The organism is Streptomyces sp. NPDC045470 (assembly GCF_040646595.1).
GTDB lineage: Bacteria > Actinomycetota > Actinomycetes > Streptomycetales > Streptomycetaceae > Streptomyces.
This window is the reverse complement of sequence record NZ_JBEZAN010000013.1, coordinates 85320-112083: the sequence shown is the minus strand read 5'-3', so window position 1 is coordinate 112083 and position 26764 is coordinate 85320. Positions and strand designations below refer to the sequence as shown.

Genomic DNA, 26764 nt, shown 5'->3' with positions numbered 1-26764 from the left:
ACTCCCCTTGGCGCTGTCGCGCCATCGTTTCGGGCAGGGCCGCAACCCTCGTCGGCATCCCCCGCCTCCGGCCAGTATTCACGCCATCGACCGGTGGGAGGAGAGGCGATGACGGACACGAGCAACAGGCGCGTGGCGGAGGCGGTTCGGTTGCGGCTGCCGGATGCCGGCGGGAGGTACCCGGTCGGGGCCGCCACGCTGTACCTCGTCGATCGCACGAGGAAGGACCCGTGGGCGGCGGAGATCGCCGTACGTGAGCTGATGGCCACGGTGTTCTATCCGGCGGGCACGGTCCAAGGGGCGTCGCGGGCTCGGTATATGACGCGGGGCGTCGCTGCTGTGTTCTCGGAGGGCGCGCCCCAGGTGCATCCGGAGCTGCCGCGTACGGGTGTGGACTGGGCGGCCACCACGACCGGCGCGTACGGGGACGCGCCCGCGCAGCGCGAGCGACGGTGGCCCGTACTGCTCCACAGCCCTGGAGGGGGCGACCCGCGCGCTCTCGGGACCTCGGTGGCCGCGGACTTGGCGAGCCGCGGGTGGGTGGTGGTGGCCGTCGACCACCCGGGGGACGCCCTTGCCGTCGAGTTCCCGGTGGCGCGGGCCGGGCGGGAGCGGGTGCGTACGACCGTGTTCCGGGGTGATCCCCGGGCGGATGCGGAGCTGTTCCGGATCATGATTGCCGCGCGGGTCGCTGACTTGCGGTTCGTCCTGTGCCGGTTGGCGGAACTGGTGGCCGGGCGGAATCCGGACGCGGCGGGGCGGCCGGTGCCCGAGGGGCTGGCGCATGCGCTGGATCTGCGGCGGGTGGGTGTGTACGGGCACTCGGCGGGTGGCACCGCGGCTGCACAGGCTCTGTACGAGGATTCCCGTATCGGTGCCGCGGTCGACTGGGAGGGCTTCCTCGACCAGGCGCCCGACGCCTCCGGCCGTCCTGGGGAACTGCTTCCGGTGGCCCGGGACGGGGTGGAACGGGCGCTGCTCCTGGTGGGCACGGACAGCTTCACGGGGCGGGCGGAGATGGAACGTTCCTGGGCGGCCGCGCTCGCCCACCCGGGAGGGCGGGTGTGCCGGGACCGGCTCGATGGCACGTCGCACTGGGTGTTCACGGACTACGCGTCCATGGCTCCGCAGTTGCAGGCGGCGGGGCTGATGTCGGGTGAGGGCCGGGCCAGGCTGGTGGGGGCGGCCGATCCGGCATGGTCGGTGCCCGCCGTATGCCGCCAGGTGCGGACGTTCTTCGCCCGCCACCTGCCGGTGCGCTGACTGACATGCGTAAGTCCGCCCACCTGCGGGAGCGCTGACATGCGTAAGTACGTCAGAGGTGCGTGGCACACGGCTCCGGGGGACGGGGCCGTGCGCCGCGGGACGCTAAGGTCGGAATGGTCGGAGCGCAGGCCAGAGTGATGAGGGGGCGGCCGCCGATGGTGCCGGATGAGGCGGTGATCGGTTGTGCTGGGGAGCTGGTTCTCGGGACCCGTGGCGCCACCGGGCCCGGCGAGGTCCTGGTGCGGGTCAGGGGCGGGACGGAAACGTTTCTCGCCTGGTCCGACGATCCCCTGCCGCGCGGGACGACCGTGCTCGTGGTCGCGTCCCGGGGCGGTCGCCAGGTCGACGTGATCAGATGGGCCGATCCATTGGACGCGTTGGCCGGTGACGCCGGCGACGCCGGTTGAGGAGACGACGAGAGATGTTCGGTTACCGCGTTCCCGCCCCCGACGAGGCGATGCTGATCTCGGGTGGCAGGCGGGGCCTCGGGGGTGCGCCGTTCCGTGTGGTGACCGGCCACGGCAAGTTCGTTCTGCCCGTCTTCCGCAAGACCCGCTTCCTGACCCTGGCCATGTGCGAGTCGGAGGTCGTCGAGACCTGTGTGACCCGGCAGGGCATCGCGCTGACGGTACGGGCCGTGATCGCCTTCAAGGTCGGCAACGACACCGAGAGCATCGTCAACGCGGGCCAGCGGTTCCTCTCCGACCAGGACCAGATGTCGGTACTGACCGGCCGCATCTTCGCCGGTCACCTGCGGTCCATCATCGGCTCGATGACGGTCGAGGAGATCGTCACCGAGCGGCAGAAGCTGGCCACCGAGGTGCTGGACACCTCGAAGTCGGAGATGGCGAAGATCGGGCTGCACGTGGACTCGTTGCAGATCCAGTCGATCGACGACGGTGACACCGGCTACATCGACGCCATGTCCGCCCCGCACAAGGCGGCGATCCAGCGGCAGGCGCAGATCGCGCAGGCACAGGCGACGCAGGCCGCGGCGGAGGCGGAGCAGGAAGCGGCACGCAAGCAGGCGGAGTACGCGCGGCAGACCGCCGTCGTCCAGGCCGAGTACTCCGCCGAGGTGGACCGTGCGCAGGCCCAGGCCGCGCAGGCCGGGCCGCTGGCGGAGGCCCACGCTCAGCAGGAGGTGCTGGACGCGCAGACCGAACTGGCGGAACGGGCCGCCCAACTGCGCCAGCAGCAGCTTGTGGCCGAGGTCGTCAAGCCCGCCGAGGCGGACGCCGAGCGCATCCGGGTGCTCGCCATGGCCGAGGCCGAGCGGATGAAGATCCAGGCGGAGGCCGCCGCGTCGTACGACCGGGTGGCGCTGGACCGGATGCTGATCGACCAGCTCCCGCAGATCGTCAAGGAGGCCGCGGCCGGTCTCTCCGGCGCCAACGTCAACGTGCTCAACGGCGCCGACGGGCTGGGGGAGATCGCGGCCGGGCTGGTCGGGCAGGGGCTGACGATCCTGGATTCCGTACGCCGCAACCTGGGCGCGCCGGAGGAGAACACGGCCGACGGGCGGGTGCCGGAGCAGGGGGGCGGGCGGGTGGAGATCGAGTAAGCGGTACGGGGGGGGAATGGCGTCGGGTGGTACGGGGGCGGCTACCGGTGGCGAGTGGTACGGGTGGGGACCGGCGTCGGGCGGTACGGGCGTCAGTGGCGGCGGGTGGCCTGGGCGCGGGTGCCGGCGATGGCCAGGGAGGCGGCGGAGATGCCGACGGCGGTCATGGTCGCGGTGACGGCGCTCTGCCGGGTCAGGCTGTCCGCCGTCAGCAGGACGGTGGCCGCGATCACCGAGGCGACGATGTTGCCGGGTAAAAGGTAGAGCAGGAAGGTGAGTTGGGCTCGGGCCGGGTTGCGGGGCGGCGTGGGGGCGGGGCCGCCCGTACCGCCCTGTTGCAGGGTGGACCAGCGCTGTGACTCCTCCTGCTGTTCGCGGGCGCGCTGAAGACGGGATACGGCCAGCAGGGCCGCGGCCGTGAGCAGCCCGGCGGCCGCGACGGCGGCGAGCGCGGGCCAGGGGGCGGGGGTCAGCAGGAGTACGGCGACGAGCGCGGGTGTGCACCAGAAGGTGACGCAGGACGCGGCGGCGATGCGGTGCGAGTACGGCCGGTCGGCGCCGGCGCGCAGGGCCGCGGCCGCGGGGAGGTACCAGACGCAACCGGCGGCGAAGAGCGCGGTGGCGCCGAGGGCGAGGGTGGCGTGGGACATGGTGGGTTCCTCCCTCGGGGGGGGCGGGCGGAGGCCGGGCGGGCAGGGCCTGGCCGGGCGGGTGGGGACTGACGTGCGGAGCCGGTGAGCGGGGCCCAGTGGGCGGGGGCCCGATGGCGGCGCCGGGGACGGGGGCCGGTGGGTGGGGCCCACGGCTGCGGGAGCGTCGGCGTGCTTCCGCAGCCGTGGGCCGGGGACGTCAGGTGCGGCTCGATTCCAGGGCGGCGATCTCCGGGTGGTGCAGATCGAAGGCCGGGGATTCGCTGCGGATGCGCGGCAGCGAGGTGAAGTTGTGGCGGGGCGGCGGGCAGGAGGTGGCCCATTCCAGGGAGCGGCTGTAGCCCCAGGGGTCGTCGACGGTGACTTTCTTGCCGTACTTGGCGGTCTTCCAGACGTTGTAGAAGAAGGGCAGGAAGGACAGGCCGAGCAGGAAGGAGCCGATCGTGGAGAGGGTGTTGAGGGTGGTGAATCCGTCGGCTGCGAGGTAGTCCGCGTACCGCCTGGGCATTCCCGCCGCGCCGAGCCAGTGCTGGACGAGGAAGGTGAGGTTGAATCCGACGGTGAGGGTCCAGAAGGTGATTTTGCCGAGCCGTTCGTCGAGCATCTTGCCGGTGAACTTGGGCCACCAGAAGTGGAATCCGGCGAACATCGCGTACACGACCGTACCGAAGAGCGTGTAGTGGAAGTGCGCGACGACGAAGTAGGTGTCGGAGACGTGGAAGTCCATGGGCGGCGAGGCCAGGATGACGCCGGTCAGGCCGCCGAAGACGAAGGTGATGAGGAAGCCGGTGGCCCAGAGCATCGGTGCCTCGAAGGACAGTGATCCCTTCCACATCGTGCCGATCCAGTTGAAGAACTTCACACCGGTCGGCACGGCGATCAGGAACGTCATGAAGGCGAAGAAAGGCAGCAGCACGCCGCCTGTGACGTACATGTGGTGGGCCCACACGGTGATGGACAGGCCCGCGATGGAAATCGTGGCGGCGATCAGCCCGATGTAGCCGAACATCGGTTTCCGGGAGAAGACCGGGATGACTTCGGAGATGATGCCGAAGAACGGCAGGGCGAGGACGTACACCTCGGGGTGGCCGAAGAACCAGAACAGGTGCTGCCACAGCAGCGCGCCGCCGTTGGCCGCGTCGAAGATGTGCGAACCGAATTTACGGTCCATTTCGAGGGCGAAGAGGGCGGCGGCCAGTACGGGGAAGACCATCAGGATCAGCAGCGCGGTCAGCAGCACGTTCCACGTGAAGATCGGCATCCGGAACATCGTCATGCCGGGGGCGCGCATACAGATGATGGTGGTGATGAAGTTGACCGCGCCCAGGATGGAGCCGAACCCGGAGAACGCCACTCCCATGATCCACATGTCGGCGCCCACACCGGGCGAGTGCACCGCGTCCGAGAGCGGCGCATAGGCGAACCAGCCGAAGTCGGCGGCGCCCTGCGGCGTCAGGAAGCCGGCCGCCGCGATCAGCGAACCGAACAGGAAGAACCAGTAGGCAAGCATGTTCAGTCGCGGGAAGGCGACGTCGGGCGCGCCGATCTGGAGCGGCATCAGCCAGTTCGCGAAGCCGGTGAACAGCGGCATCGCGAACAGCAGCAGCATCACCGAGCCGTGCATCGTGAACGCCTGGTTGAACTGCTCGTTCGACATGATCTGCGTGCCGGGACGGGCCAGTTCGGCCCGCATCAGGAGGGCCATCAGGCCGCCCACGAGGAAGAACACGAAGGCGGTGACGAGGTAGAGCGTCCCGATCTTCTTGTGGTCGGTGGTGGTCAGCCACTCCACCGGGATCCGGCGGCGGACCGGGCGGGGGCCGGTGACGGCGCGCGGCGGGCCGGTGGCGGCGGACGCCGAATCCGGGACCGCGGACGCCGGGCCGGGGGCCTGGGCCGCGGACGCCGGGTCGTCCCGGTGGGTGTCCGGCCCGGTGGCGGGGCCCGCCGTAGCGCCAGGTCCAGCCTCCGCTCCGGGGTCTGACTGCGTACGTGTATCCGATCCGTCCACCGGGCTGTGTCCTTCACCTCTGACGCGCCTCTGGCGCCTGACTCGACTCTGGCCGGGAAGAGCCTCAGCACGGGGGAGAGACCGGCTCTTCCCGGCCCCATCAGGGTCCGTCGCGGCGCATCCGCCGCCATAGGGCCGGGCGGGCCGGGGTGGGCGCCGAGGGTCCCTGAGCTGAGTGGCCGTCAGGCCCCGGTGGTGGGGCGGGTGACGAGGCCGTACGGCGAGCAGGTAGGAGGTAGGCAGGAGGAGGGCGTAGGCGCGGACGGCCGAGGGGTACGTACGGCGAGCAGGTAGGAGGTAGGCAGGAGGAGGGCGTAGGCGCGGACGGCCGAGGGGTACGTACGGCGAGGATGTACGAGGAGGTCGTGCCAGGAAGGCAGCGGGCGGGGCCGGGGAACGAAGCCGGGACGCGACCGCGGGCGCGACCGCGCAGTGGCGCCGATGGGTGGGATGCCGACGGAAAGGGCGCCGAGCGGGAACCGGTGCGTGACGCCCGGCGTACGTCTCCGGAAGCCGGCCGCCGCACCGGAAGCCCGCCCCCGCACCGGAAGCCGCCCCTGCCGCCCCGCTACCACCCCCCGCGCTGCTCCCCCTGCCGCTCCTGCTGCCCCCGTATCCGCCCGGCGATCACCGCGGCCTGCACCCGGCGCCCCACCCCCAGCTTGGACAGGATCGTGGAGATGCGGTTCTTCACCGTCTTCTCCGCGAGGAACAGCCGGTCCGCGATCTCCCGGTTGGTCAGGCCCTCGCCGATCAGCTCCAGGATCTCGCGCTCCCGGGGTGCGAGCCGGTCCAGTTCGGACTGCGGGGACGTCTCGGCCTGCTGCGGCGCGCGCAGCCGGGCCATGACCCGGGACGCCGTACGCGGGTCCAGCATCGACTTGCCCGCCGCCACCGTCCGTACGGCGTTCACCAGGTCGGAGCCGTTGATCTGCTTGAGGACGTACCCGGCCGCGCCCGCCATGATGGCGTCGAAGAGGGCTTCGTCGTCGTCGAAGGACGTCAGCATCAGGCAGGCCAGGTCGGGCATACGGGCGCGCAGTTCGCGGCACACCTCGATGCCCTCGTGGTCGCCGCCCGACGGTTCGCCCCGCTCGCCCAGCCGTACGTCGAGCACGGCCACCTGCGGGCGCACGGCGGGCACCCGGGCCAGCGCCTCGGGGCCGCTGGACGCCTCCCCCACGACCTCGATGCCGTCCTCCGCGTCGAGGAGGTCGCGGACGCCCCGGCGGACCACTTCGTGGTCGTCGAGGATGAAGACGCGCAGGGGCGGGGTGCCCGGCGCGGCGGGGCCGATGGGTCCGGCGAGGCCGGTGCGTCCGGTAGGGCCGGTGCGTCCGATAGGGCCGGTGCGTCCGATAGGGCCGGTGGGTCCGGTGTGCTGGTTCATGCGGCTCTCGATCTGTCGGCCGGGCGTGCGGGGTACCGGTCCATGGTGCGGCGGTCCGGCGGGGCGGGCCGGTCGGCGGCCGCCCGGACCGGTGGCCCGCCGCCGCCGTAACACCCGCTCCGTACGCGCGCGTCGGGAGCGGCTGCCGGCGGTGGCCGGGGGGTGCTCCGTACGCGCGCAAAGGGGTGCGAGGGCATCACACACCCGTGCGTCCGCGCCCGGCGAGGGCCGAAAGTCCCTCGGGAATAGGGCCGTTTGGGCACCTTTGCCTGGTGCCATACTGACGCGCCCCATCCCCTTCAGGAGGTCCGCTCATGCCACGCCTCGCGTCGTACGCCCCCGTGCCGTACGCCCTCACGGTCAGAGCGCTCCGAGCCGTTCCGGCCCTCCCGGTCTCCCCCCTCGCCCCGGCCTGCCCGGCCCGTACGTCCCCGCGATCCGCCGGGACCACCGTCGCCGCCGGAGCCGCGAACGCCACCGCCTCCGTCACGAACCCGGTCGTCCAGCCATGAGCGGCGTCAACGACGACTACCACGCCCTGCTCGCCCGGCACGAGGCCATGCGGCTGCGCCGCCGTATCCTTTCGCCGCGCCCGGAACGCGAGGACGCGGTCCAGGAGCGCCCGACGTACGGCGGGCAGGCGGGCGGCCCGTCCGGCAGCTCCCGCGCGCTCGGCCGGCCCCCGATCCACTCCGGCAACGTCTCCGGAGCCGCCGGTCGGTACCCCGCCGATCCGCAGGCCGACGCCTACGACGGCGCCGCCGACCAGCGGGTGATCACCGAGTACCTGGAACTCGTGACGCCCTTCGGCGAGCTGATCACCCACCTCTACGACGCGATGTTCCGGCGGTGGCCCTACCTGCGGTCGCTGTTCCCGGAGTCGATGGAGTTCCAGCGCGCCCACCTGGCGCGCGCCTTCTGGTACTTGATCGAGAACCTGCACCGGCCCGACGACATCGCGGAGGTCTTCGGGCGGCTCGGCCGTGACCACCGCAAGCTCGGGGTGCGTCCGGTGCACTTCGAGGCGTTCGAGGCGGCGCTGTGCGAGGCACTGCGCCGTACGGCGGGCCCGCGCTGGGCCGAGGCCGTGGAGCAGGCGTGGGTGCGGATGCTGCGGTTCGCCGTCGCCGCCATGGTCAGCGGCGCCGAGGCCGCGCTCGCCGAACCGCCGTACTGGCAGGCCACGGTGACCGCGCACGAGCGGCGCCGCCCCGACCTCGCCGTCCTGCGGGTGCGGCCGCACGAGCCGTACCCGTACCGGGCCGGGCAGTTCGCGGCGCTGGAGTCGCCGCGGCTGCCGCAGGCGTGGCGGCAGTACTCGATCGCCTGCGCGCCCCGGTCCGACGCCGAGCTGGAGTTCCACGTACGGCAGACCTGCACGGGCGGTGTGAGCGAGGCGCTGGTGGCGCGGACCCAGGTCGGTGACACGCTGCGGGTCGGTCCGCCGCGCGGGTCGATGACGCTGGACGACGAGCTGGCGAGCGACCTGGTCCTGGTCGCGGCGGACACCGGCTGGGCGCCCGTGAAGGCGCTGCTGGAGGAGCTGGCCGCGCGCCGCGGTCACCGCAGCGTACGGCTGTTCCTCGGGGCCCACAGCTTCGCCGACCTGTACGACGCGGGGGCGCCTTCGGAGCTGGAACGGGGGCGGCCGTGGCTGCGGGTGACGCCCGTCGTCGGGCGGCGTCCGGAGACCGGCGGCGCCTTCGGTCCGGACGCGCACGGCTACGACGCGCTGGCCGAGGCGGTGGCCGACGCGGTGACGCGGCACGCCGACTGGTCGGGGCACCTCGCGTACGTCAGCGGACCGGCCGCGGTGGTCGACACGACCGTGGCCCGGCTGACCGCCGCCGGAGTGCCGCCCCAGAACATCCGCCACGATCCGCTCTCCGACATCCTGCGCCCGCCGTCCCGCCCCGAGGAGGCCGCCGGCGATCCGGCGTCGGGCGGCCCCGCCGTGGTGTCCCGGTCCCGGGGCGCCGCGGCCGGCCGGCGGACGACCGCGAGCACCACGTTCGAAGGAGCCGACTCATGAGCGTGCCGACGACCGTGTCCGCCGTACGTCCCGCCGGCCGCCCCGGGCCTGACGGGGCGACAGGTCCCGCGCCCCGGCCCGGAACCGCCGCCGCGTCCGGGGGGCCCGACGCGTCCGGTCCGACGCTCGCGCGGCACATCGTCGTCATCGGCGGCGGCATCGCCGGGCTCGCCGCCGCCCACCGGCTGACCGGCGCGGGCCTGCGGGTGACGCTGCTGGAGTCCACCGGCCGGGTCGGCGGCAAGCTGCGCTCGGGCGAGATCGCCGGGACGCCGGTCGACCTCGGCGCCGAGGCCCTGCGGGTGCCCCGGCCGGAGGCGGTCGACCTGGCGCGGGCGGTCGGCCTCGGCGACCGGCTGCGCGTCCCGGCCGCGACGGACGCCGCGCTGTGGACGCGGGGCGCGCTGCGGCCGATCCCGAGCTGCCGTGGGCGGGACGTCCTCGGCAGGGCCCGTACGGCCGACACGTACGAGGTGTCCCTGCGGGCCGCCGTACCGCAGCTCTTCGAGGCGGCGCGGCACGACGGCGCGCTGCTCACCGGCGTACGGGCGGTGCGGCGGCGGACGGCCGAGCAGCAGCGGCGCGCCGCCGAGGAACGGCAGGCGGTGGAGCGGCGGCGGATCGCGGAGGAACGGCGGATCGCCGAGCAGCGGCGCCTCGCCGACCGGCCGGGAACCGCCGGTCAGCCGGGACTTCCCGGGCGGGCACGCTCCGGTCCGCTCGTCCCCCGGCCCCGCTCCGGGTTCACCCGACCGGGACCGGGTGCGGGTGCGGACGTGGGATGTGCCGGTCCGGAGTCCGCCGGCGGCCTCCCCGGCGGCCCCCGAGGCGCCCACACGATCCCGGACCTCTCCCGCGGCGGCCCCGACTACCTCGGGCTGGACGGGGGCGCGGGCACCCTCGCGGGCGCCGTGGCCGATGCCGTACGCGCCGCCGGGGGCGAGATCCTGCGCAACACCCCGGCCCTGGCGCTGACCCGTGGCCCGTACGGCTGGGAGGTACGCACCGCCGCCCGCACCCTGCTGTGCGACGGTCTGGTCCTCGCCACTCCGGCCTGGACGGCGGCCACCCTGCTCGCCGCCGAGGCGCCGCTCGCGGCGGCCGAGCTGTCCGAGGTCGCCTACGCGTCGATGGCCCTGGTGACGATGGCGTTCCGGCGCTCGCACCTGGAAGGGCTGACGGCGTTCGACGGCCGGTGCGGCTTCCTCGTGCCGCCGGGTGACGGGCACACCATCAAGGCGTCCACGTTCCTGACCCGTAAGTGGGACTGGCTGTCGGAGCGGGCCAAGGACCTGTTCCTGCTGCGGACGTCCATCGGCCGGTACGGCCAGGAGGAGATCCTCTACCTGGACGACGCCGACCTGGTGAGCGCCGCGCTGCGCGACCTGGGCGAGGCCACCGGTCTGACCGCGCGCCCGGTGGCGACCGACGTGACCCGGTGGATCGGCGGGCTGCCGCACTACGCGGTCGGGCACCCCGCCCGCGTGACGCGGGTACGCAACGGGCTGTCCACGCTGCCGGGGCTGCGGCTGTGCGGCGCGGCCTACGACGGCGTGGGCGTCGCCGACTGCGTGGCGAGCGGGCAGCGCGCGGCCGACGAGATCATCGCGGCGGAGGCGGCCTGACAGGGCCGTCACGGGGCCCAGGGGCACTGGTCACGGGCCCAGGGGTACTGGGGTGCCGAGGGGGCCGGGGGCGCGTATGCGCACACTGAGGCGCGTGAGTACGCGACCCGGCGCCCACGCCACGGAACACGCTCGCGTACAGCCGGGGCGCGCCCCGAGCCGGCGCCTCTGCCGCCCCGAACGCACCGCCTGGTACGCCGTCATGCTGCCGCGCACCGTGCCAGGATGAACGTATGGGGTCGCCATGGCGCACTCCTGGTGTGCCGGGAAGTCTGGTCGGCGGTCGGTTCGACGTGCGACGGGGCCGGGTGCCCGGGCAGGTGGCCATGGCAGGCATCGATGAGACGCTGCGGGACCTGGCGGAGCTGGAAGGCGTCCTCGGCGCCTCGATCGTCGACTACTTCAGCCGTCTGACGCTCGGCGCGGTCGGCGATCCGGCCGGGCCCGACCTCGAAGCGGCGGCCCGCGGCGACACCGACGTGGTGCGCGCCAAGCTCTCCGCACTGGAACTCATCGGCTACCGCCCCGAACGCATCGACGACATCGTCGTCACGCTCGACGACGCGTTCCACGTCATCCGCCCCCTCACCCGGCGCAGTTGCCAGGGCATCTTCGTCTTCCTCGTGCTGGACCGGGCCAGCGGCGACCTGGAGGCCGCGCGGGAGAGCCTGCGCGGGGTCGAGGCGGAGCTGGACGTCTGAGCGCCGCCGCCACCCGCCGCGCCGCCGGAACGGTCCGCCGGGCGCGTTGTACCGCCGGGAGGCGGCGGAAGGGGAAGAGTGGGTACGCGCAGGCGCACGCTCCGGGCCTGCCACGGCGGCCGACAGGAGGAGACGGACGATGCACGTGGGACTGCTGCGCACGGTGGGTGCCACGACGGCGGTGTACGGACTGGCGGTCACCGCCTGGCCCGGCCTGCTGGCCCAGCCCTCCGGCCTCGCGGAAGCGAACGGCCGGACGGCCCCCGCCACCCGTACCTCGCTGCGCCCGCTGGCCTGGCGCGACGCGGCCTGCGGCCTGGCGCTGCTCCTGGCACCGGCGGGGCCGGCCCTGCGCACCGCCGCCTGTCTGCGGATCGCGGCGGACTTCGGTGACGCGGCACTGCTCGGCATGACCCTGCCGGGGCGGGCGCGGCGGCGGGCCGCGGTGGCCGTCTCCGTGGGGTGGGGGGCGCTGTCGGTCGCCGGGGTGCTGTGGCCGGCGACCGGGCGGTGTGGCCGGGGCGCGCGGGCGTAACCCGTACGCGCCTTCCCACCAACCTCGGCTCTCTCCCCCACAACGCCCGGAGCAACCCCCATGAGTGCTGCCTCGATCGCCCTGTTCACCTCCGACCTGCGGGTCCACGACAATCCCGTCCTGCACGCCGCGGTGAGGGCCACGGGCGGTGTCGTCCCGCTGTTCGTCCTCGACGACGGCGTACGGGCCGCGGGGTTCGACGTCCCCAACCGGCGTGCCTTCCTGGCCGATTGCCTGGCGGACCTGGACGAGGCGCTGCGCGCCCGTGGGGGCCGGCTCGTCGTCCGTACGGGGGACGTGGTCGAGGAGACCGCGCGGGCCGCTGCCGAGGCGGACGCGCGCGACGTCCATGTGGCGGGCGGGGTCAGCGGCTACGCGCACCGCCGGGAGGAGCGGCTGCGGCGCGCCCTGGAGGCCGCCGGGCGGCGGCTGCACGTGCACGACGCGGTGGTCACCGCCCTCGCGCCGGGCGAGGTCACCCCGGCCGGCAAGGACCACTTCGCGGTCTTCACGCCGTACTTCCGGCGCTGGCAGGCCGAACGCCACCGCGACGTGCTGCCAGCACCCCGGCGGGTGCGGGTGCCCGAGGCGGCCGGCTCCGGTCCCGTACCGCGGCGGCGTGACGTGTCCGGGGTGTCCCCCGGGCTGGCGGCGGGCGGCGAGGTGGAAGGCCGCCGCCGGGTGACGGCCTGGATGGGCACGCCGCTGCGCCGCTACGCACAGGGGCAGGACGACCTCGCCGGAGACGCGACGTCCCGCCTCTCCCCGCATCTGCACTTCGGCACGCTGTCCGCCGTGGAACTGGTCCGGCGCGCCCGTGCGGCGGGTGGCGGAGGGGACGGCGCCGAGGCGTTCGTACGGCAGCTGGCCTGGCGGGACTTCCACCACCAGGTTCTCTCGGCCCGCCCGGCCGCCGCGCACGCCGACTACCGGGCGCGGCACGACCGCTGGCGCCACGACGAGCAGGAGGCCGAGGCGTGGCGCACCGGCCGCACCGGCTACCCGGTCGTGGACGCGGCGATGCGGCAGCTCGCCCACGAAGGGTGGATGCACAATCGGGCGCGACTGCTGACCGCCAGTTTCCTGACCAAGACGCTGTATCTGGACTGGCGGCTGGGCGCGGCGCACTTCCTGTCGCTCCTGGTCGACGGCGACCTGGCCAACAATCAGCTCAACTGGCAGTGGGCGGCGGGCACCGGTACGGACACCCGCCCCAACCGCGTCCTCAACCCCCTGGCGCAGGCGAAGCGTTTCGACGCGGACGGCGCGTACGTACGGCGCTGGGTGCCGGAGCTGGCGGACGTACCGGGGCTGGAAGGGGGCGCCGTCCACCAGCCGTGGAAGCTGAGGCCCGCCGCGGCGCGGGCGGCGCTGGACTACCCGGACCCGGTGATCGACCTGGCGGACGGTCTGGCGCGGTTCCAGCAGGCCCGCGGGCTGGAGTAGGGGCGGGGCCGGTGGTGGGGCGTCGGCGGTCCGCCGGTGGCCCGGTGAACGGCGCCCTTCGCCGGTTCGCCGTTGACCGGCCCGCTGTCCCCTCGCCGCCCGCTCGCCGCCCCCGATGTCGCTCATGGCCGGGTATGACGGGTGGTTCCGGTCAATCGGCCGGGCCGTGTTCTCGGGTGCCGTTCCCGTGGCTAGCCTGTGCGCCGACCTGCTCCACTCGTACGCACGAAGGAGAGCGATCATGGTCGACATCCCCACCACACCCGGTATGGCCTGGGACGAGGCCACCTCCCTGCACGGGCAGATCGTCGGCAACCCCTCCGTGGCCCCGAACGCCGACGGCCGCCTCCAGGTGTTCGCCCGCGGGAAGAACGAGCAGGCGCTGTGGACCATCTGGCAGAAGCGCGACGGCGGCTGGAGCGACTGGGAGAACCTGGGCGGTTCGCTGGGCAGCGAACCGAACGCCATCCGCAGCCTGGACGGCCGCATCTCGGTCTTCTACAAGGGCTCGGACGGTCACCTGCACCACGTGCGGCAGGGCGCGATCAACGTCGGCTTCAGCCCCGACGACATCATCGTGCGCAACATCGGCGGCGACCCGGTCCCGGCCGTCAACGCCGACGGGCGCCTGGACGTCTTCTTCCGCGGCACGGACACCCAGCTGTGGCACGTGTACCAGCAGAACGTCGACTACGAGAACTGGGTGGCGCCGTCCAGCCTGGCCGGCGGCGTGCAGGGCAACCCGGCGGTCGCGCGGGCCGGTGACGGCAAGCTGGAGGTCTTCCACCACAGCACCAACGGCAACCTCTACGACAACCAGCAGAAGGTGCCCGACTCCAGCGACTCCTGGAGCGGCCACTTCGAGCTCGTACGCAACATCGGCGGCGGCATCGAGGCGGGTCTCGACTCGGACCAGCGCGTCCAGGTGTTCTTCCGCGGTACGGACACCCAGCTGTGGCACATCCAGCAGAAGGCCGGGTACGACTCCTGGACCTCCGCCTCCAGCCTGGGGGGCGGCGTCCAGGGCACGCCCGCGCTGGCGCGCGCGGCCGACGGGCGGCTGGTGGTCTTCCACCACAGCACCAACGGCCACATGTACGCGGCCGAGGAATCGAAGATCAACGGCGTGGACTGGAGCGGCCACTTCGAGCTGGTACGCAACGTCGGCGGCGACCCGGTGGTCGGCACCAACCGGGACGGCCGGCTGGAGCTGTTCTTCCGCGGCACCGACGAGGCGCTGTGGCACCGGCCGCAGAAGTTCGTGTGAGTCCCGCAGGCGTCGGTGCGGGTCCCGCAGACGTGCGGGTGAGTCCCGCGGCCGCCTGAGCCTTACGGGCGCGTCGCCTTGAGCGAGTACATGAGCGGGACGCGGGGGCGGTCGGCGGGCAGCCGGAAGTAGCCGTCGTCCCCGCGTGCCAGCGAGCCGAAGCGCTGGAACATCGTCATGTCGTGCTCGTGCAGGAACTCCAGGCGCAGACCGGCCGCGGCGAGCGCCGAGACGACGTCGCCGAGGGTGTGCTGCCACTCGACGCGGCGGTTGTGGACCGTGGGGGCCGAGAAGTCCGTGTACGTCCCCGGGCTCTCGTCCACCCACGCGTCCCGGCTGAAGTAGTCGTACGCGACGCGCGAGGCGCTCTCGTCGTCCAGGACGTCGGTGAGCGGGTGGAACTCCGCGAGGTAGAGGAAGCCTCCGGGGGCGACGAGGGAAGCGGCCGTCTCGGCCCAGCGGCGGATGTCCGGCAGCCAGCAGAGCGCCCCGAGGCCGGTGTAGACGACGTCGTACGCCGCTGGGGCCCCGGTGGCGGCGACGGCGTCGGCCGCGTCGTACACGTCGGCGGTGAGGAAGGTGGCACGGTCGGGGCCGATGCCGACCTCGGCGGCCAGTGCGCGGGCGGCCTCGATCGCCGGTTCGGAGAAGTCCAGGCCGACGACGTGGGCGGCGCCGCGGTGGGCCCAGGACAGGGTGTCCTGGCCGATGTGGCACTGGAGGTGCAGCAGCGTCCTGCCGGTGACGTCGCCGACCTCCGCCGCCTCGAAGTCACGGATGACGTCCCGGTCCCGGCGGAAACCGTCCTGGTCGTAGTAGTCGCTGGCGAGGTGGATGGGGACCCGCTCGTCCCACATGGCACGGTTGGCCGCACGCCAGTCCTCAGGTCCCGTGTGTGTCAGCATCCGGCGAAGTTATCCACAGGCTGGGGGCCGTGTCAGCGGAATTTTTCCGGGCCTGCGCAGAATGGGGCCATGACTGACGAGACCACCAACGCCAACACCGAAGCTTCCGGGGCGGGCGCCCCGGGGACGGCCGGTTCCCCCGCGACCGTGCCGGACTGGGAGAAGCGCTTCCGGGCGCCGCGGGTCGGCCTGCCCGAGTGGGCCGAGGACGCCTCGGACCGCTCGCTGTTCGTCTCCAACGCCACCGGCACCTTCGAGCTGTACGCCTGGGACCGGGCGAGCGGCGGGCAGCGGCAGGCCACCGACCGGCCGAACGGCACGACGGACGGCACGCTGACGCCCGACGGCGAGTGGATCTGGTGGTTCTCGGACACCGACGGCGACGAGTTCGGCATCTGGAAGCGGCAGCCGTTCGGCGGCGGCCCGGACGAGCCGGCCGCGCCCGGCCTGGAGCCCTCGTACCCGGCGGGCCTGGCGCTCGGCCGGGACGGCACAGCGGTGATCGGCCGCTCCACGGACGAGGACGGCACCACCATCCACGTCGTACGGCCCGGGCAGCAACCCGTGGAGATCTACCGGCACCGCGAGTCGGCGGGCGTGGGCGCCCTGTCGCACGACGGTTCGCTGATCGCCGTCGAGCACACCGAGCACGGTGACGCGATGCACTCCGCGATCCGGGTGCTGCGGCCGGACGGCTCGACCGTCGCCGAGCTGGACGACACCAAGGGCGGCACCGAGGAGCTGGGCCTGTCCGTGATGGGCTTCGCGCCGGTGGACGGCGACTCCCGGCTGCTCGTCGGGCACCAGCGGCGCGGCCGCTGGGAGCCGATGATCTGGGACCCGCTGACGGGCGAGGAGAGCGCCCTGGACATCGACCTGCCGGGCGACGTGGCCGCCGACTGGTATCCGGACGGTGCCGCCCTGCTGGTGGAGCACGAGTTCCGGGCGCGCGCCGAACTGTGGCGCTACGAGCCGCTGACCCGGCAGCTGACCCGCGTCGAGACGCCCGCCGGGACGGTCGCCGGGGCGACGGCGCGGCCGGACGGCTCGGTGGAGTACCTCTGGTCGTCGGCCGCGCAGCCGCCGGAGGTGCGCTCGACGAGCGGGCGGGTCGTCCTCGACCCGCCCGGGATGAAGGCGCCGGGCTCGGTGCCGGTGACCGACGCGTGGGTGGAGGGCCCGGGCGGCACGGTCCACGCGCTGGTGCAGCAGCCGGCCGGCGATGGCCCGTTCCCGACGGTCTTCGAGATCCACGGCGGCCCGACGTGGCACGACAGCGACGCATTCGCGTCCGCGCCCGCGGCGTGGGTGGACCACGGCTTCGCCGTGGTGCGGGTGAACTACCGCGGCTCGACGGGTTACGGCCGGGAGTGGACGGACGCCCTCAAGCACCGCGTCGGGCTGATCGAGCTGGAGGACATCGCGGCGGTGCGGGAGTGGGCCGTCTCCTCCGGGCTGGCCGATCCGGAGCGGCTGGTGCTCTCCGGCGGCTCGTGGGGCGGCTACCTGACGCTGCTCGGGCTGGGCACCCAGCCGGAGGCGTGGGCGCTGGGCCTGGCGGCGGTCCCGGTGGCGGACTACGTCACCGCGTACCACGACGAGATGGAGGCCCTGAAGGCGATGGACCGCACGCTGCTGGGCGGCACGCCGGAGGAGGTGCCGGAGCGCTTCGAGGCGTCGTCGCCGCTGACGTACGTGGACGCGGTGCGCGCGCCGGTCTACATCTCCGCCGGGGTCAACGACCCGCGCTGCCCCATCCGCCAGGTGGAGAACTACGTCGACCGCCTGAAGGACCGCGGCCACCCGCACGAGGTGTACCGCTACGACGCCGGCCACGGCTCCCTGGTCGTCGAGGAGCGCATCAAGCAGGTCCGCCTGGAGCTGGACTTCACGCGCCGGTACCTGGGCCTGGGGGCGGGGGTGGAGAGCAGCGGTGAGCTGAAGCAGTAGCGGTCGAGAGCAGGGGCGGGGGTGGGTGGGGCGGGGGGGGAAGCCCCCAGAGCGCCACGTGGGCCCGCCCCGGTCCCCGGGCCCCCGGCCCTCAGATCCCGAGGCCCCAGGCCCCCTCCCCCGCCCGTGACCGCACCGCCCCGCGCCCGCCCCCCGCCCCGTCTCCCCCGGCGCTCTCCCCCGTCCGGGAGAATGGAGGTTCGTACGTGGAACGGAGCGGGGGCGCACTCCCGCTCGTCTTGTGGCAGGAGAGCGCTCACGGTGTCCCAGAAGCATGAAGCCCCCTCGGCCGGCGGTGACCGTCTCGACCTGCAGGCCGACTGCGGCAACTGCTTCGGGCTGTGCTGCGTCGCGCTGCCCTTCGCCGCCTCCGCCGACTTCGCGGTCGACAAGCCCGCCGGCAAGCCGTGCACGAACCTCCAGGCGGACTTCAGCTGCGGCATCCACGCCCGCCTCCGCGACAAGGGCTTCTCCGGCTGTACGGTCTTCGACTGCTTCGGCGCTGGCCAGAAGGTCTCCCAGGTCACCTTCGGCGGTACGGACTGGCGCAGCGCGCCGGGCACCGCGCGGCAGATGTTCGACGTGTTCCCCGTCATGCGCCAGCTCCACGAACTGCTCTGGTACCTGGCCGAGGCACTGGAGCTGCCGGCCGCGCGTCCCGTCCACAAGGACCTCCGCCGCGCCCTGAAGGAGACCGACCGGCTCACCCGCGGCAGCGCCGACGCGCTCGCCGACGTGGACGTCGCGGCCGTACGGCAGGACGTCAACGCCCTGCTGCTGCGCACCAGCGAACTGGTGCGGGCCACCGTTCCCGGCCGTAAGAAGAACCACCGGGGGGCCGACCTGATCGGCGCCCGGCTCAGGGGGGCCGACCTGCGGGGCGCGAACCTGCGCGGCGCCTACCTCATCGCCGCCGACCTCAAGGGCGCGGATCTGCGGACCGCCGACCTGATCGGCGTGGACTTCCGGGACGCGAACCTGAGCGGCGCCGACCTGACCGGCAGCATCTTCCTCACCCAGGCCCAGCTCAACGCGGCCAGGGGCGACGCCTCGACGAAGCTGCCCGAGGCGCTCAGCCGCCCGGCGCACTGGCAGGAGCGGGGGCAGGGGCCATCGGGAAACGGGAAGTAGCGGGAGGCGGGGAGTAGCGGACGACGGGGAGCCGCGGGAGACGGGGGCCGCGGCCGGGACAGCAGCGAGGTGGCCGGCTCAGGACCGTGTCGCGGAGGAGGTGCCGTTCGCGCCGCTCGCGCCCTTCGCGCCGTTCGCAGCGCTCGTACCGTCATCGGCGCTCCCGGCAGACTCGGCGCTCCCGGAGGCCCCGGCCGCCGCCCTCTCCTCCGCCGGGACCAGCCCCAGCGCCACGTCCCTGGCCGCCTCCGCCTCCCGGCGGAAGAGCCGGAACCACATGAAGATCACGAACCCGGCGAACACGAACCATTCCCCGGTGTACCCCAGGTTCTGGAACGCCTTCAGGTCCAGCCCGCTGCCCTCCGCCGCCGTCGGCGGCACGGCGACCAGCGGCGCGTCGGCCTCGGTCACGGTGATCCAGGCGTCGTACACGTCGTACGGGACGATGTTGACCAGTGACGCCGCGCTGATCATGCCGAGCTGCCCGGCCGGCAGCCCGCCGCCCGCGTGCACCCCGTCGGTGCCCTGGTTCTCCGAAGCCTGCAGGGCCCCGGTGACCGTCACCGCGCCGCTCGGCGGCGCGGGCACCTTCGCCCTGGCCTCGGGCGCGTTCGCGTCGCCGGGCAGCCAGCCCCGTACGACCGGGAGCGCCTTGCCGCCGTCCGTACGCAGCAGCGTCAGTACGTAGAAACCGTTCCGCTCGTCGAGACGGCGGTCCGGGACGAGCAACTGGTGTCCGGTGTCGTAGCGACCGGTGGCGGTGGCCTGGCGGCCCGAGGTGACCTTGTCCACCGGCAGCAGCTCGTCCAGCGGCCGGGCGGCCGCGGCCTGCGCCTCGGCGGACCGGTCCTCCTGCTGGTGGTGCGTGTCGACGCGGTCCTCGAAGCGGCTCAGCTGCCAGCTGCCCATGAAGATGCAGAAAGGAATCGCCAGTACGGCGAAGACGTTGATTCCCCACCACCGCGGGGTCAGCAGGAACCGGTACACAAGGCCAACGGTACGGGGAGCGCCACCCGGACCGGACGGCGGGGCCGTACCCACGCCGCCCCGCGCGGCCCGGGTGAGAACCCGCGCGCGGGCCCGGACGCGGACCTCAGCCCGGCTCCGCGCCCGCACCGGCCCTGGAGAGTTCACCCAGGGCAGGCAGTGCCCGGGGCGGGCCGCTACTGCGCCGGCAGGGGTTCGGTGCGGTAGACCGTCCCGGCGCAGGCGTCCGGAAGCTTGACGTCCGCCGCGGCCGGCTCCCCGGCCTCCGGTGTGTGGTTCAGCACGATGCCGCCCGGCGGGTTGGAGCCACCGCCCGGGGTGCCCTCGTTGCCGCCGGCCTGGCTGCCGCCCGTGGTGCTGCCGCCGCCCTCGCCGGACGCCGACGAGGAGGAGTCCGGCGTCTTCTCACCGGGTGCCTTGGACGGAACCGGGGTCGGCGACGGGGGCGGCGCGGAGCAGCCGGTCGTGCCGCCGCCCTCCGCCGGGACCCACGCGAACTTGACCTCGTACGCCTGGCCCGGCTTGAGCACCAGTTGGTCCGGGGTGGTGATCGGGTCGGGCAGGGCGGGGGCCGCGTCGCCCGCCGTGTGGTCGACGACGCTGACGCGCGAGCTGTCCGTACCGCCCTGCGGGAGCACGCCGATCTCGCCGCCGCCCTCGACCGAGCACGCGGTGTCGGAGGTGTTCACCACCCGGAACGAGCCGTAGACGCGGCCGCCGGCGTCGGCGGGGCCGACCGAGCTGACACCGTTGCCGAGCTGCGCGCGCGAACAGGCGGGCGAGGTGACGTCCATCGTCCCGGACGGGTACGGCGTGCCGGTGCCGGCGCTGGGCTGCTTCTCCGCCGCGTCCGGGCTCTTGCCCGGTTCGGCCGACTTGCCCGGACCGGTCTTCTTCCCGCCGTGCCCGGCCGGCGGCTTGCCGCTGTGCTCGGTGCCCTCGCCGTGCGTGCCTTCGGTGCTGCCCGGGGTGCGCTGTGTACTGGCGGCGTTGGCGGGACGGTCCTCGGGGCCGTCGGCGAAGTCGGCCACGTGCACCATCGCGGGGATGGACGTACCGCCGAGCAGGATGGCCGCGGCGGCGCCGGCCACGGCGTGGCGGCGGCGCCGGCGCCGGGCCGGGACCGCGCGGCGCAACTGTTCGAGCGAGTCGGGGGCGGGCTCCAGGTCGCCGACGGCGGAGTGCAGCAGCCGCCGCAGCTCGTCCTCGCCGACGCTGTGGCCGGTGTCCTGTCCGGGCTGGTCGGTCTCCCCGCGTTCCTGCGGCTCGCCCCTCGGGTCCGGCGCATCCTTCGCTGCCTGCGAGCCCCGCGGGTCCCGCCGGTCCTGTGTGCCTTGCGGGTCCTGTGCTCCCTGCGGGGGCCGGGCATCGGGCTGGTCCTGCGTGCCGTGCTGGTCCTGCGCGTCCTGCCGGTGCTGCGGATGCCGCGGCTCCCCCTCGTTACGGGAGTTCCGCGGGCCTTGCCTGTCCTGCGGGTCGTACGGGCCGAACTGCTTGCCACTCATGCGGGAGCCTCCATGGCGACGCGCAGCGCCGCGATACCCCGTGAGCCGTACGCCTTCACCGAACCGAGCGATATCCCCAACGTCTCGGCGACCTGGGCCTCGGTCATGTCCGCGAAGTACCGCAGGACCAGGACCTCGCGCTGGCGGCGCTGCAACCCCCGCATCGCCTTGATCAATTGGTCGCGCTCCAGGAGGTCGTACGCGCCTTCCTCGGCGCTCGCCATGTCGGGCATCGGCTTGGAGAGCAGCTTCAGCCCGAGGATGCGGCGGCGCAGCGCCGAACGGGAGAGATTGACGACTGTCTGGCGCAGATAGGCGAGGGTCTTCTCGGGATCGCGCACCCGGCCGCGGGCGGAGTGCACCCGGATGAAGGCTTCCTGGACGACGTCCTCGCAGGAGGCGGTGTCGTCCAGCAGCAGCGCGGCGAGGCCCAGCAGTGATCGGTAGTGCGCGCGGTAGGTCTCGGTGAGATGGTCGACAGTCGTGCCCGCAGCCATCGCGTCGTCAGTGTCCCCACGCTGAGGGGAGATCTGCGCGGGCTGCGCGGCGGGCCACGGGGCGATCACCGGCATGCCCCCGGGCATGCGGGGCCGCAACGGCCGCACTGCCGTGCCGCCGGAGCCCCCTGGGGCGATCGCGATGCCGAATACCTCTGCCACGCCTGTTGGACACGTTTCCCCCCATCAGGGTTGTACGCGCACGACACCGTCTTTGACGGCGGGTCAAATGCCCTCATGCGTACCAGCTCTTCCCCAATACCCCATTTGTCCAACAGGTCCATGGACACCCCTGAGGGGCGGCCACAAAGACGCTCCCCGCCCAACTACCGGTTGCAGCAAGGGGGGAGCGAATAGTCGAACACGGCGTCGGGCCAGTTCAAGTGGTTTGGACCAACGAGTCGCTCACAGGACCTTCACACAACTCACAAGGTATCTCCTGAGCGGATCAGTGACAGCACCAATCGGGTCAGCAGCTCTCCAAAACGGCACTCCTCGGCCACGGTCGACGTTTCCCGGCCAACGAGCGTCGCACACCGGGCGCGGATGCCGTGCGCCGGGTCCGCAGGCCGGTCCCGTACCCCGCGTTCCGTACCCCGCCCTACGGGCCTATGCCGTCATCTCCGCCGCGACCACCTCGGCGATCTGCACGGCGTTCAGCGCCGCGCCCTTGCGCAGGTTGTCCCCGCACACGAACAGCTCCAGCGCCCTGGGATCGTCCAGCGACCGCCGTACCCGCCCGACCCAGGTCGGGTCCGTGCCGACCACGTCGGCGGGCGTGGGGAACTCGCCGGCCTCCGGGTCGTCACAGACCACGACGCCCGGCGCGGACGCGAGGATCTCGTGCGCCCCGACGACCGTGACCTCGTTCTCGAAGCGCGCGTGCACGGTCAGCGAGTGCGTGGTGATCACGGGGACCCGTACGCAGGTCGCGGTGACCCGCAGGTCGGGCAGGCTCAGGATCTTCCGCGACTCGTTGCGGACCTTGAGTTCCTCCGAGGACCAGCCGTCCTCCTTCAGCGACCCGGCCCACGGCACGACGTTGAGCGCGACCGGCGCCGGGAAGGGGCCGAGCGTGTCGCCCATCGCCCGCCGTACGTCGCCGGGGGCGGTGCCCAGGTCCGTACCGGAGACGGCGGCGAGCTGGGAGCGCAGCGTGTCGACGCCGTCCTCGCCCGCGCCCGAGACGGCCTGGTACGAGGAGACGATCAGCTCGCTCAGCCCGTACTCGGCGTGCAGGGCGCCCAGCGCGACGATCATCGACAGGGTGGTGCAGTTCGGGTTGGCGACGATGCCGCGCGGGCGCACCCGCGCCGCGTGCGCGTTGACCTCGGGCACCACCAGCGGCACGTCCGGGTCCATCCGGAACGCCGCGGAGTTGTCCACGACCACCACGCCCTTGGCGGCGGCGATCGGCGCCCACTGCGCGGAGACCTCGTCCGGTACGTCGAACATCGCGATGTCGATGCCGTCGAAGGCCTCCTCGCTCAGCGCGAGGACCTCGACCTCCTCGCCCCGTACGGTCAGCTTGCGGCCGGCCGAACGGTGGGGGTCCCCCCTGCCCGAACGAAGCTGAGAGCTTGGGGGCGAGGCCAGCAGCCGGATCTCGCCCCAGATGTCGGCCCGCTCGGAGAGGATTCCGAGCAGCACCGAGCCGACCGCGCCGGTGGCGCCGACGACGGCCAGATGCGGCTTACGGGCCGCGCGGTCACCCACGCGGCCCGTAGCCGTACCCGAGAAGGGGGTCGTCATCGACCGGTGCCGCCGTACACCACGGCCTCGTCGCTCTCGCTGTCGAGACCGAAGGCGCTGTGCACGGCCTGCACGGCCTCCTTGACGTCGTCCGCACGGGTGACGACCGAGATGCGGATCTCGGAGGTCGAGATCAGCTCGATGTTCACGCCCGCGTTGGACAGCGCCTCGAAGAAGGTCGCGGTCACGCCGGGGTTGGTCTTCATGCCCGCGCCGACCAGCGAGATCTTGGCGATCTGGTCGTCGTAGCGCAGCGAGTCGAAGCCGACCGACGCCTTGGTCTTCTCCAGCGCCGTGACGGCCTTGCGGCCCTCGTCCTTCGGCAGCGTGAAGGAGATGTCGGTCAGACCCGTCGAGGCGGCCGACACGTTCTGCACGACCATGTCGATGTTGACCTCGGAGTCCGCGATGGCCCGGAAGATCGTCGCGGCCTCGCCCGGCTTGTCCGGGACGCCGACGACCGTGACCTTCGCCTCGGAGGTGTCGTGCGCGACGCCCGAGATGATCGCCTGCTCCATGGGCTGGTCCCCTTGCGGTTCGTTGCTGACCCAGGTGCCGCGCAGTCCGGAGAAGGACGAGCGGACGTGGATCGGGATGTTGTAACGGCGGGCGTACTCGACGCAGCGGTGCAGCAGCACCTTGGAACCGGAGCTGGCCAGCTCCAGCATGTCCTCGAACGAGATCCAGTCGATCTTCCGGGCCTTCTTCACGACCCGGGGGTCGGCGGTGAAGACACCGTCCACATCGGTGTAGATCTCGCAGACGTCCGCGTCCAGCGCCGCGGCCAGCGCGACGGCGGTGGTGTCCGAGCCGCCCCGCCCCAGCGTGGTGATGTCCTTCTTGTCCTGGGACACACCCTGGAAGCCGGCGACGATGGCGATGTTGCCCTCGTCCACGGACGTCTTGATGCGGCCCGGGGTGACATCGATGATCCGCGCCTTGTTGTGCACGGAGTCGGTGATGACACCGGCCTGGCTCCCGGTGAAGGACTGCGCCTCGTGACCGAGGTTTTTGATCGCCATCGCCAGCAAGGCCATGGAGATCCGCTCTCCGGCGGTCAGCAGCATGTCGAACTCGCGCCCCGACGGGATCGGGGACACTTCCTGCGCGAGATCGATCAGCTCGTCCGTCGTGTCGCCCATCGCGGAGACCACCACAACCACCTGGTTGCCGTTCTTCTTGGCCTCGACGATTCGCTTGGCAACGCGCTTGATGCCCTCGGCATCCGCAACGGATGAGCCGCCGTACTTCTGCACGACAAGGCCCACGTGCGCTCCTCGCAACTGTCTCTTCGGGAGTTTCCTCCCGGACCCCCGGAAAGGGGGTACTGCGGTCGGCTCAGTCTAACGAGCAGGCGGAATCCGCCTCGCCAATACCACATGGTGAGACACAGCGCTCACGTCACGAACGTCCGTGGACCGGCGTGGGCGCGCCGTTGCGCCCGCTCGGCCAGCACATGCCCGCTTCTCACAAGGGCACACGGAAAGGTAAGCCAGGTCACACCGGTCGCGGTGGCCGTTGCGGGCGCTTCGGGGCGCGTACCCGGCCGCGCGGCCGTCTCACACCCCGCGCAGCCCCAGCGGTCCGGCGATCTCCGCCGCCATGACCTTGCCGGCCTCCTCGGCGAGCCGCTCCTCGTCGCCGTCCGCCGCGTCACTGTCCGTGTCCAGGCCGTCCAGCTCGTCCAGCGGCTGGTCCAGCCGTACGTGGGCGACCAGCGACTGCAACGCGCGCAGCGCCGCGCTCGCCGTCGGCCCCCAGTTCGACAGGTACGAGAACTGCCACCACCACAGCGCCTCGCTGACCCGGCCCGCCCGGTAGTGCGCCAGGCCGTGCCGCAGGTCCGTGATGAGGTCCGCGAGGTCGTCGGAGATCCGGCAGGCGACGGGCGCGCTGCGCGGTACGTACGGGTCGAAGACCTCGGAGTAGACGTCCACCGGGTCCAGCAGCCGCGCGAACCGCTCCCGCAGCTCGTCGACGTCCGGTTCCGGGCCCACGTCGGGCTCGTACCGCTCGTCCGGCACGATGTCCTCGTGCGCCCCCAGCCGGCCGCCGGTCAGCAGGAGCTGGGAGACCTCCAGCAGCAGGAACGGCACGGCGCTGTCCGGCTCGTCACCCTTGGCCACCTCGGTGACCGCGACGATGAAGCTCTCGATCGAGTCGGAGATCTGTACGGCGAAATCGTCCGGATTCCGCGTGGCGTCGTGCAGCGTGGCATCAGACATCGAGAAGTCTCCTCCCTTCGAAGGCCCGCCCGAGCGTGACCTCGTCGGCATACTCCAGATCGCCCCCGACGGGCAGTCCGCTGGCCAGCCGCGTCACCCGCAGGCCCATCGGCTTGACCATGCGCGCGAGGTACGTGGCCGTGGCCTCGCCCTCCAGGTTCGGGTCGGTGGCCAGGATCAGCTCGGTGATCGTGCCGTCCGCGAGCCTGGCCAGGAGTTCCCGTATCCGCAGATCGTCGGGGCCCACGCCCTCGATCGGGCTGATCGCCCCGCCGAGCACGTGGTAGCGGCCGCGGAACTCCCGCGTCCGCTCGATCGCCACGACGTCCTTGGGCTCCTCCACGACACAGATGACCGCCGGATCGCGGCGCGGGTCCAGGCAGACCCGGCACTGCTCGTCCTGCGCGACGTTGCCGCACACGCTGCAGAACCGGACCTTCGCCTTGACCTCCATCAGCGCGTTCGCGAGCCGGCGGACGTCGGTCGGCTCGGCCTGAAGAATGTGGAAGGCGATCCGCTGCGCGCTCTTGGGACCGACGCCGGGCAGTCTGCCCAGCTCGTCGATCAGATCCTGGACCACGCCTTCATACACGGAACGTCTTCTCTCTCTTCTGCCGTGCTGCGTACGCTAGTTGTCTCCTCCCCGGAAAGGGAGACCCATCTTCCGACGACTTCGGCCCCGGAGATCCGGAACGGTGGTTCCGGAGCCGGAGCCGGAGCCGGAGCCTGTGTCGTCCTCCTGCCGCCTTCCGGTCGGCGGCCGTACGACCGGTGGCCGGTGGCCGGTGGCCGGTGACCGGTGACCGGTGGCTCAGAAGGGGAGGCCGGGAATGCCGCCGCCGCCCAGCCCCTGGGCGAGCGGGCCGAGCTTCTCCTGCTGGAGCTGCTGAGCGCTGGCGTTGGCGTCCCGTACGGCGGCCAGGACGAGGTCCGCGAGCGTTTCGGCGTTCTCCTCGGCGGTGCCCGCCTCGGGGTCCACCGCCTTGGGGTCGATGACCAGGCCCTGGAGCTCGCCGGAGCCGTTCACGGTCGCCTTGACCAGGCCGCCTCCCGCCGAACCCTCCACGGGCGTCTCGGCCAGCTCCTGCTGGGCCGCCGCGAGATCCTGCTGCATCTTCTGGGCCTGCTGGAGCAGCTGCTGCATGTTGGGCTGACCACCGGGGATCACTACGTGACTCCTGCCGTACGACAACGATTGGTGCGGTAGCCCGAGCCTACGTGCTCGAACGGCGCGACGCCCTACGCCGTACGGAGGAGCGGGGCCGTACGCCCGGCCGACCGTCGTACGGCAGCCATCCGGCGCGCGCCCGTACCCGAACAGCACG

Annotated in this window: 24 protein-coding genes; 12 read left to right on the top strand and 12 right to left on the bottom strand. The window is 72.8% G+C overall.

Annotated elements, in window-relative coordinates:
* The first annotated feature begins 108 nt into the window (after positions 1 to 108).
* The 3 genes from AB0A97_RS29325 to AB0A97_RS29315 all read left to right on the top strand — a co-directional run bounded on the left by AB0A97_RS29325 (position 109) and on the right by AB0A97_RS29315 (position 2830).
* Complete coding sequence (locus tag AB0A97_RS29325; protein ID WP_361155463.1) at positions 109 to 1263, top strand: alpha/beta hydrolase; 1155 nt, start codon at positions 109 to 111, stop codon at positions 1261 to 1263.
* A gap of 158 nt (positions 1264 to 1421) precedes the next feature.
* On the top strand, positions 1422 to 1673 hold the full coding sequence (locus AB0A97_RS29320) for a hypothetical protein (protein ID WP_361155462.1): 252 nt from the start codon (positions 1422 to 1424) through the stop codon (positions 1671 to 1673).
* Positions 1674 to 1687: 14 nt separating this feature from the next.
* Positions 1688 to 2830, top strand: coding sequence for an SPFH domain-containing protein (locus AB0A97_RS29315; protein WP_361155461.1), 1143 nt, complete (start codon positions 1688 to 1690; stop codon positions 2828 to 2830).
* A gap of 92 nt (positions 2831 to 2922) precedes the next feature.
* On the opposite strand, the gene AB0A97_RS29310 is transcribed toward AB0A97_RS29315, so the two are convergent.
* From AB0A97_RS29310 to AB0A97_RS29300, 3 genes are all read right to left on the bottom strand, one after another.
* Entirely contained in the window at positions 2923 to 3480 is a 558-nt protein-coding gene (locus tag AB0A97_RS29310) for a hypothetical protein (protein WP_361155459.1), read from the bottom strand.
* A gap of 199 nt (positions 3481 to 3679) precedes the next feature.
* Entirely contained in the window at positions 3680 to 5491 is a 1812-nt protein-coding gene (gene ctaD / locus AB0A97_RS29305; protein ID WP_361155457.1) for a cytochrome c oxidase subunit I, read from the bottom strand.
* Positions 5492 to 6059: 568 nt separating this feature from the next.
* A complete protein-coding gene (locus AB0A97_RS29300; RefSeq protein WP_361155456.1) occupies positions 6060 to 6881 on the bottom strand; it encodes a response regulator in 822 nt (273 codons plus the stop codon).
* 314 nt (positions 6882 to 7195) lie between these two features.
* Between AB0A97_RS29300 and AB0A97_RS29295 the strand changes: the two genes are divergently transcribed.
* The 7 genes from AB0A97_RS29295 (at position 7196) to AB0A97_RS29265 (ending at position 14487) form a co-directional block, all read left to right on the top strand.
* Positions 7196 to 7393 (top strand): hypothetical protein, encoded by a 198-nt coding sequence (locus tag AB0A97_RS29295; protein WP_361155455.1) that lies wholly within the window; start codon positions 7196 to 7198, stop codon positions 7391 to 7393.
* Positions 7390 to 8913 carry a globin domain-containing protein gene (locus AB0A97_RS29290; RefSeq protein ID WP_361155452.1) on the top strand — a complete coding sequence of 508 codons (1524 nt, stop codon included), beginning with the start codon at positions 7390 to 7392 and terminating at the stop codon, positions 8911 to 8913. Before AB0A97_RS29295 ends, AB0A97_RS29290 begins: the two co-directional genes overlap by 4 nt.
* Positions 8910 to 10538, top strand: coding sequence for an FAD-dependent oxidoreductase (locus AB0A97_RS29285; protein ID WP_361155450.1), 1629 nt, complete (start codon positions 8910 to 8912; stop codon positions 10536 to 10538). Before AB0A97_RS29290 ends, AB0A97_RS29285 begins: the two co-directional genes overlap by 4 nt.
* A gap of 326 nt (positions 10539 to 10864) precedes the next feature.
* Positions 10865 to 11239, top strand: a complete 375-nt coding sequence (locus tag AB0A97_RS29280; protein WP_361155448.1) for a hypothetical protein — start codon at positions 10865 to 10867, stop codon at positions 11237 to 11239.
* A 139-nt stretch (positions 11240 to 11378) separates the two neighbouring features.
* On the top strand, positions 11379 to 11774 hold the full coding sequence (locus AB0A97_RS29275) for a hypothetical protein (protein ID WP_361155446.1): 396 nt from the start codon (positions 11379 to 11381) through the stop codon (positions 11772 to 11774).
* 60 nt (positions 11775 to 11834) lie between these two features.
* Entirely contained in the window at positions 11835 to 13220 is a 1386-nt protein-coding gene (locus AB0A97_RS29270) for a deoxyribodipyrimidine photo-lyase (protein WP_361155445.1), read from the top strand.
* Positions 13221 to 13461: 241 nt separating this feature from the next.
* A complete protein-coding gene (locus AB0A97_RS29265; RefSeq protein WP_361155443.1) occupies positions 13462 to 14487 on the top strand; it encodes a hypothetical protein in 1026 nt (341 codons plus the stop codon).
* Between the two features lie 62 nt (positions 14488 to 14549).
* On the opposite strand, the gene AB0A97_RS29260 is transcribed toward AB0A97_RS29265, so the two are convergent.
* Positions 14550 to 15392: a class I SAM-dependent methyltransferase gene (locus AB0A97_RS29260; protein ID WP_361155441.1), complete on the bottom strand. Its 843-nt coding sequence runs from the start codon at positions 15390 to 15392 to the stop codon at positions 14550 to 14552.
* A gap of 69 nt (positions 15393 to 15461) precedes the next feature.
* Between AB0A97_RS29260 and AB0A97_RS29255 the strand changes: the two genes are divergently transcribed.
* Together AB0A97_RS29255 and AB0A97_RS29250 are read left to right on the top strand one after the other, a co-directional pair.
* Positions 15462 to 17342, top strand: a complete 1881-nt coding sequence (locus AB0A97_RS29255) for a prolyl oligopeptidase family serine peptidase (protein ID WP_361155438.1) — start codon at positions 15462 to 15464, stop codon at positions 17340 to 17342.
* Positions 17343 to 17603: 261 nt separating this feature from the next.
* On the top strand, positions 17604 to 18473 hold the full coding sequence (locus AB0A97_RS29250; RefSeq protein WP_361155436.1) for a pentapeptide repeat-containing protein: 870 nt from the start codon (positions 17604 to 17606) through the stop codon (positions 18471 to 18473).
* A gap of 78 nt (positions 18474 to 18551) precedes the next feature.
* Here the strand turns inward: AB0A97_RS29250 and AB0A97_RS29245 are convergent, their stop codons facing one another.
* The 8 genes from AB0A97_RS29245 to AB0A97_RS29210 form a co-directional block, all read right to left on the bottom strand.
* Positions 18552 to 19460: an SURF1 family protein gene (locus tag AB0A97_RS29245; protein WP_361155434.1), complete on the bottom strand. Its 909-nt coding sequence runs from the start codon at positions 19458 to 19460 to the stop codon at positions 18552 to 18554.
* A 176-nt stretch (positions 19461 to 19636) separates the two neighbouring features.
* Positions 19637 to 20965 (bottom strand): DUF4232 domain-containing protein, encoded by a 1329-nt coding sequence (locus AB0A97_RS29240; RefSeq protein ID WP_361155432.1) that lies wholly within the window; start codon positions 20963 to 20965, stop codon positions 19637 to 19639.
* A complete protein-coding gene (locus tag AB0A97_RS29235) occupies positions 20962 to 21537 on the bottom strand; it encodes a SigE family RNA polymerase sigma factor (protein WP_030019634.1) in 576 nt (191 codons plus the stop codon). The genes AB0A97_RS29240 and AB0A97_RS29235 overlap by 4 nt, the downstream gene beginning before the upstream one ends.
* A 534-nt stretch (positions 21538 to 22071) precedes the next feature.
* A complete protein-coding gene (locus AB0A97_RS29230) occupies positions 22072 to 23214 on the bottom strand; it encodes an aspartate-semialdehyde dehydrogenase (protein ID WP_361155429.1) in 1143 nt (380 codons plus the stop codon).
* Complete coding sequence (locus AB0A97_RS29225; RefSeq protein ID WP_031012973.1) at positions 23211 to 24482, bottom strand: aspartate kinase; 1272 nt, start codon at positions 24480 to 24482, stop codon at positions 23211 to 23213. Before AB0A97_RS29225 ends, AB0A97_RS29230 begins: the two co-directional genes overlap by 4 nt.
* 291 nt (positions 24483 to 24773) lie before the next feature.
* Positions 24774 to 25439, bottom strand: a complete 666-nt coding sequence (locus AB0A97_RS29220) for a DUF5063 domain-containing protein (protein WP_030019637.1) — start codon at positions 25437 to 25439, stop codon at positions 24774 to 24776.
* Positions 25432 to 26031 (bottom strand): recombination mediator RecR, encoded by a 600-nt coding sequence (gene recR, locus AB0A97_RS29215; RefSeq protein ID WP_003984655.1) that lies wholly within the window; start codon positions 26029 to 26031, stop codon positions 25432 to 25434. The genes AB0A97_RS29220 and recR overlap by 8 nt, the downstream gene beginning before the upstream one ends.
* 219 nt (positions 26032 to 26250) lie before the next feature.
* Positions 26251 to 26607 (bottom strand): YbaB/EbfC family nucleoid-associated protein, encoded by a 357-nt coding sequence (locus AB0A97_RS29210; protein WP_106968753.1) that lies wholly within the window; start codon positions 26605 to 26607, stop codon positions 26251 to 26253.
* Positions 26608 to 26764: the final 157 nt, after the last annotated feature.

Bases quoted from the DNA above. Each gene is read 5' to 3' on its own strand.
- AB0A97_RS29235 (WP_030019634.1), bottom strand. From the start codon at position 21,537: ATGCCGGTGATCGCCCCGTGGCCCGCCGCGCAGCCCGCGCAGATCTCC.
- AB0A97_RS29310 (WP_361155459.1), bottom strand. From the start codon at position 3,480: ATGTCCCACGCCACCCTCGCCCTCGGCGCCACCGCGCTCTTCGCCGCC.
- AB0A97_RS29280 (WP_361155448.1), top strand. From the start codon at position 10,865: ATGGCAGGCATCGATGAGACGCTGCGGGACCTGGCGGAGCTGGAAGGC.
- AB0A97_RS29295 (WP_361155455.1), top strand. From the start codon at position 7,196: ATGCCACGCCTCGCGTCGTACGCCCCCGTGCCGTACGCCCTCACGGTC.
- AB0A97_RS29315 (WP_361155461.1), top strand. From the start codon at position 1,688: ATGTTCGGTTACCGCGTTCCCGCCCCCGACGAGGCGATGCTGATCTCG.
- AB0A97_RS29240 (WP_361155432.1), bottom strand. From the start codon at position 20,965: ATGAGTGGCAAGCAGTTCGGCCCGTACGACCCGCAGGACAGGCAAGGC.
- AB0A97_RS29220 (WP_030019637.1), bottom strand. From the start codon at position 25,439: ATGTCTGATGCCACGCTGCACGACGCCACGCGGAATCCGGACGATTTC.
- AB0A97_RS29260 (WP_361155441.1), bottom strand. From the start codon at position 15,392: ATGCTGACACACACGGGACCTGAGGACTGGCGTGCGGCCAACCGTGCC.
- AB0A97_RS29255 (WP_361155438.1), top strand. From the start codon at position 15,462: ATGACTGACGAGACCACCAACGCCAACACCGAAGCTTCCGGGGCGGGC.
- AB0A97_RS29300 (WP_361155456.1), bottom strand. From the start codon at position 6,881: ATGAACCAGCACACCGGACCCACCGGCCCTATCGGACGCACCGGCCCT.
- AB0A97_RS29290 (WP_361155452.1), top strand. From the start codon at position 7,390: ATGAGCGGCGTCAACGACGACTACCACGCCCTGCTCGCCCGGCACGAG.
- AB0A97_RS29230 (WP_361155429.1), bottom strand. From the start codon at position 23,214: ATGACGACCCCCTTCTCGGGTACGGCTACGGGCCGCGTGGGTGACCGC.
- AB0A97_RS29320 (WP_361155462.1), top strand. From the start codon at position 1,422: ATGGTGCCGGATGAGGCGGTGATCGGTTGTGCTGGGGAGCTGGTTCTC.
- AB0A97_RS29285 (WP_361155450.1), top strand. From the start codon at position 8,910: ATGAGCGTGCCGACGACCGTGTCCGCCGTACGTCCCGCCGGCCGCCCC.
- AB0A97_RS29270 (WP_361155445.1), top strand. From the start codon at position 11,835: ATGAGTGCTGCCTCGATCGCCCTGTTCACCTCCGACCTGCGGGTCCAC.
- AB0A97_RS29275 (WP_361155446.1), top strand. From the start codon at position 11,379: ATGCACGTGGGACTGCTGCGCACGGTGGGTGCCACGACGGCGGTGTAC.
- AB0A97_RS29325 (WP_361155463.1), top strand. From the start codon at position 109: ATGACGGACACGAGCAACAGGCGCGTGGCGGAGGCGGTTCGGTTGCGG.
- AB0A97_RS29265 (WP_361155443.1), top strand. From the start codon at position 13,462: ATGGTCGACATCCCCACCACACCCGGTATGGCCTGGGACGAGGCCACC.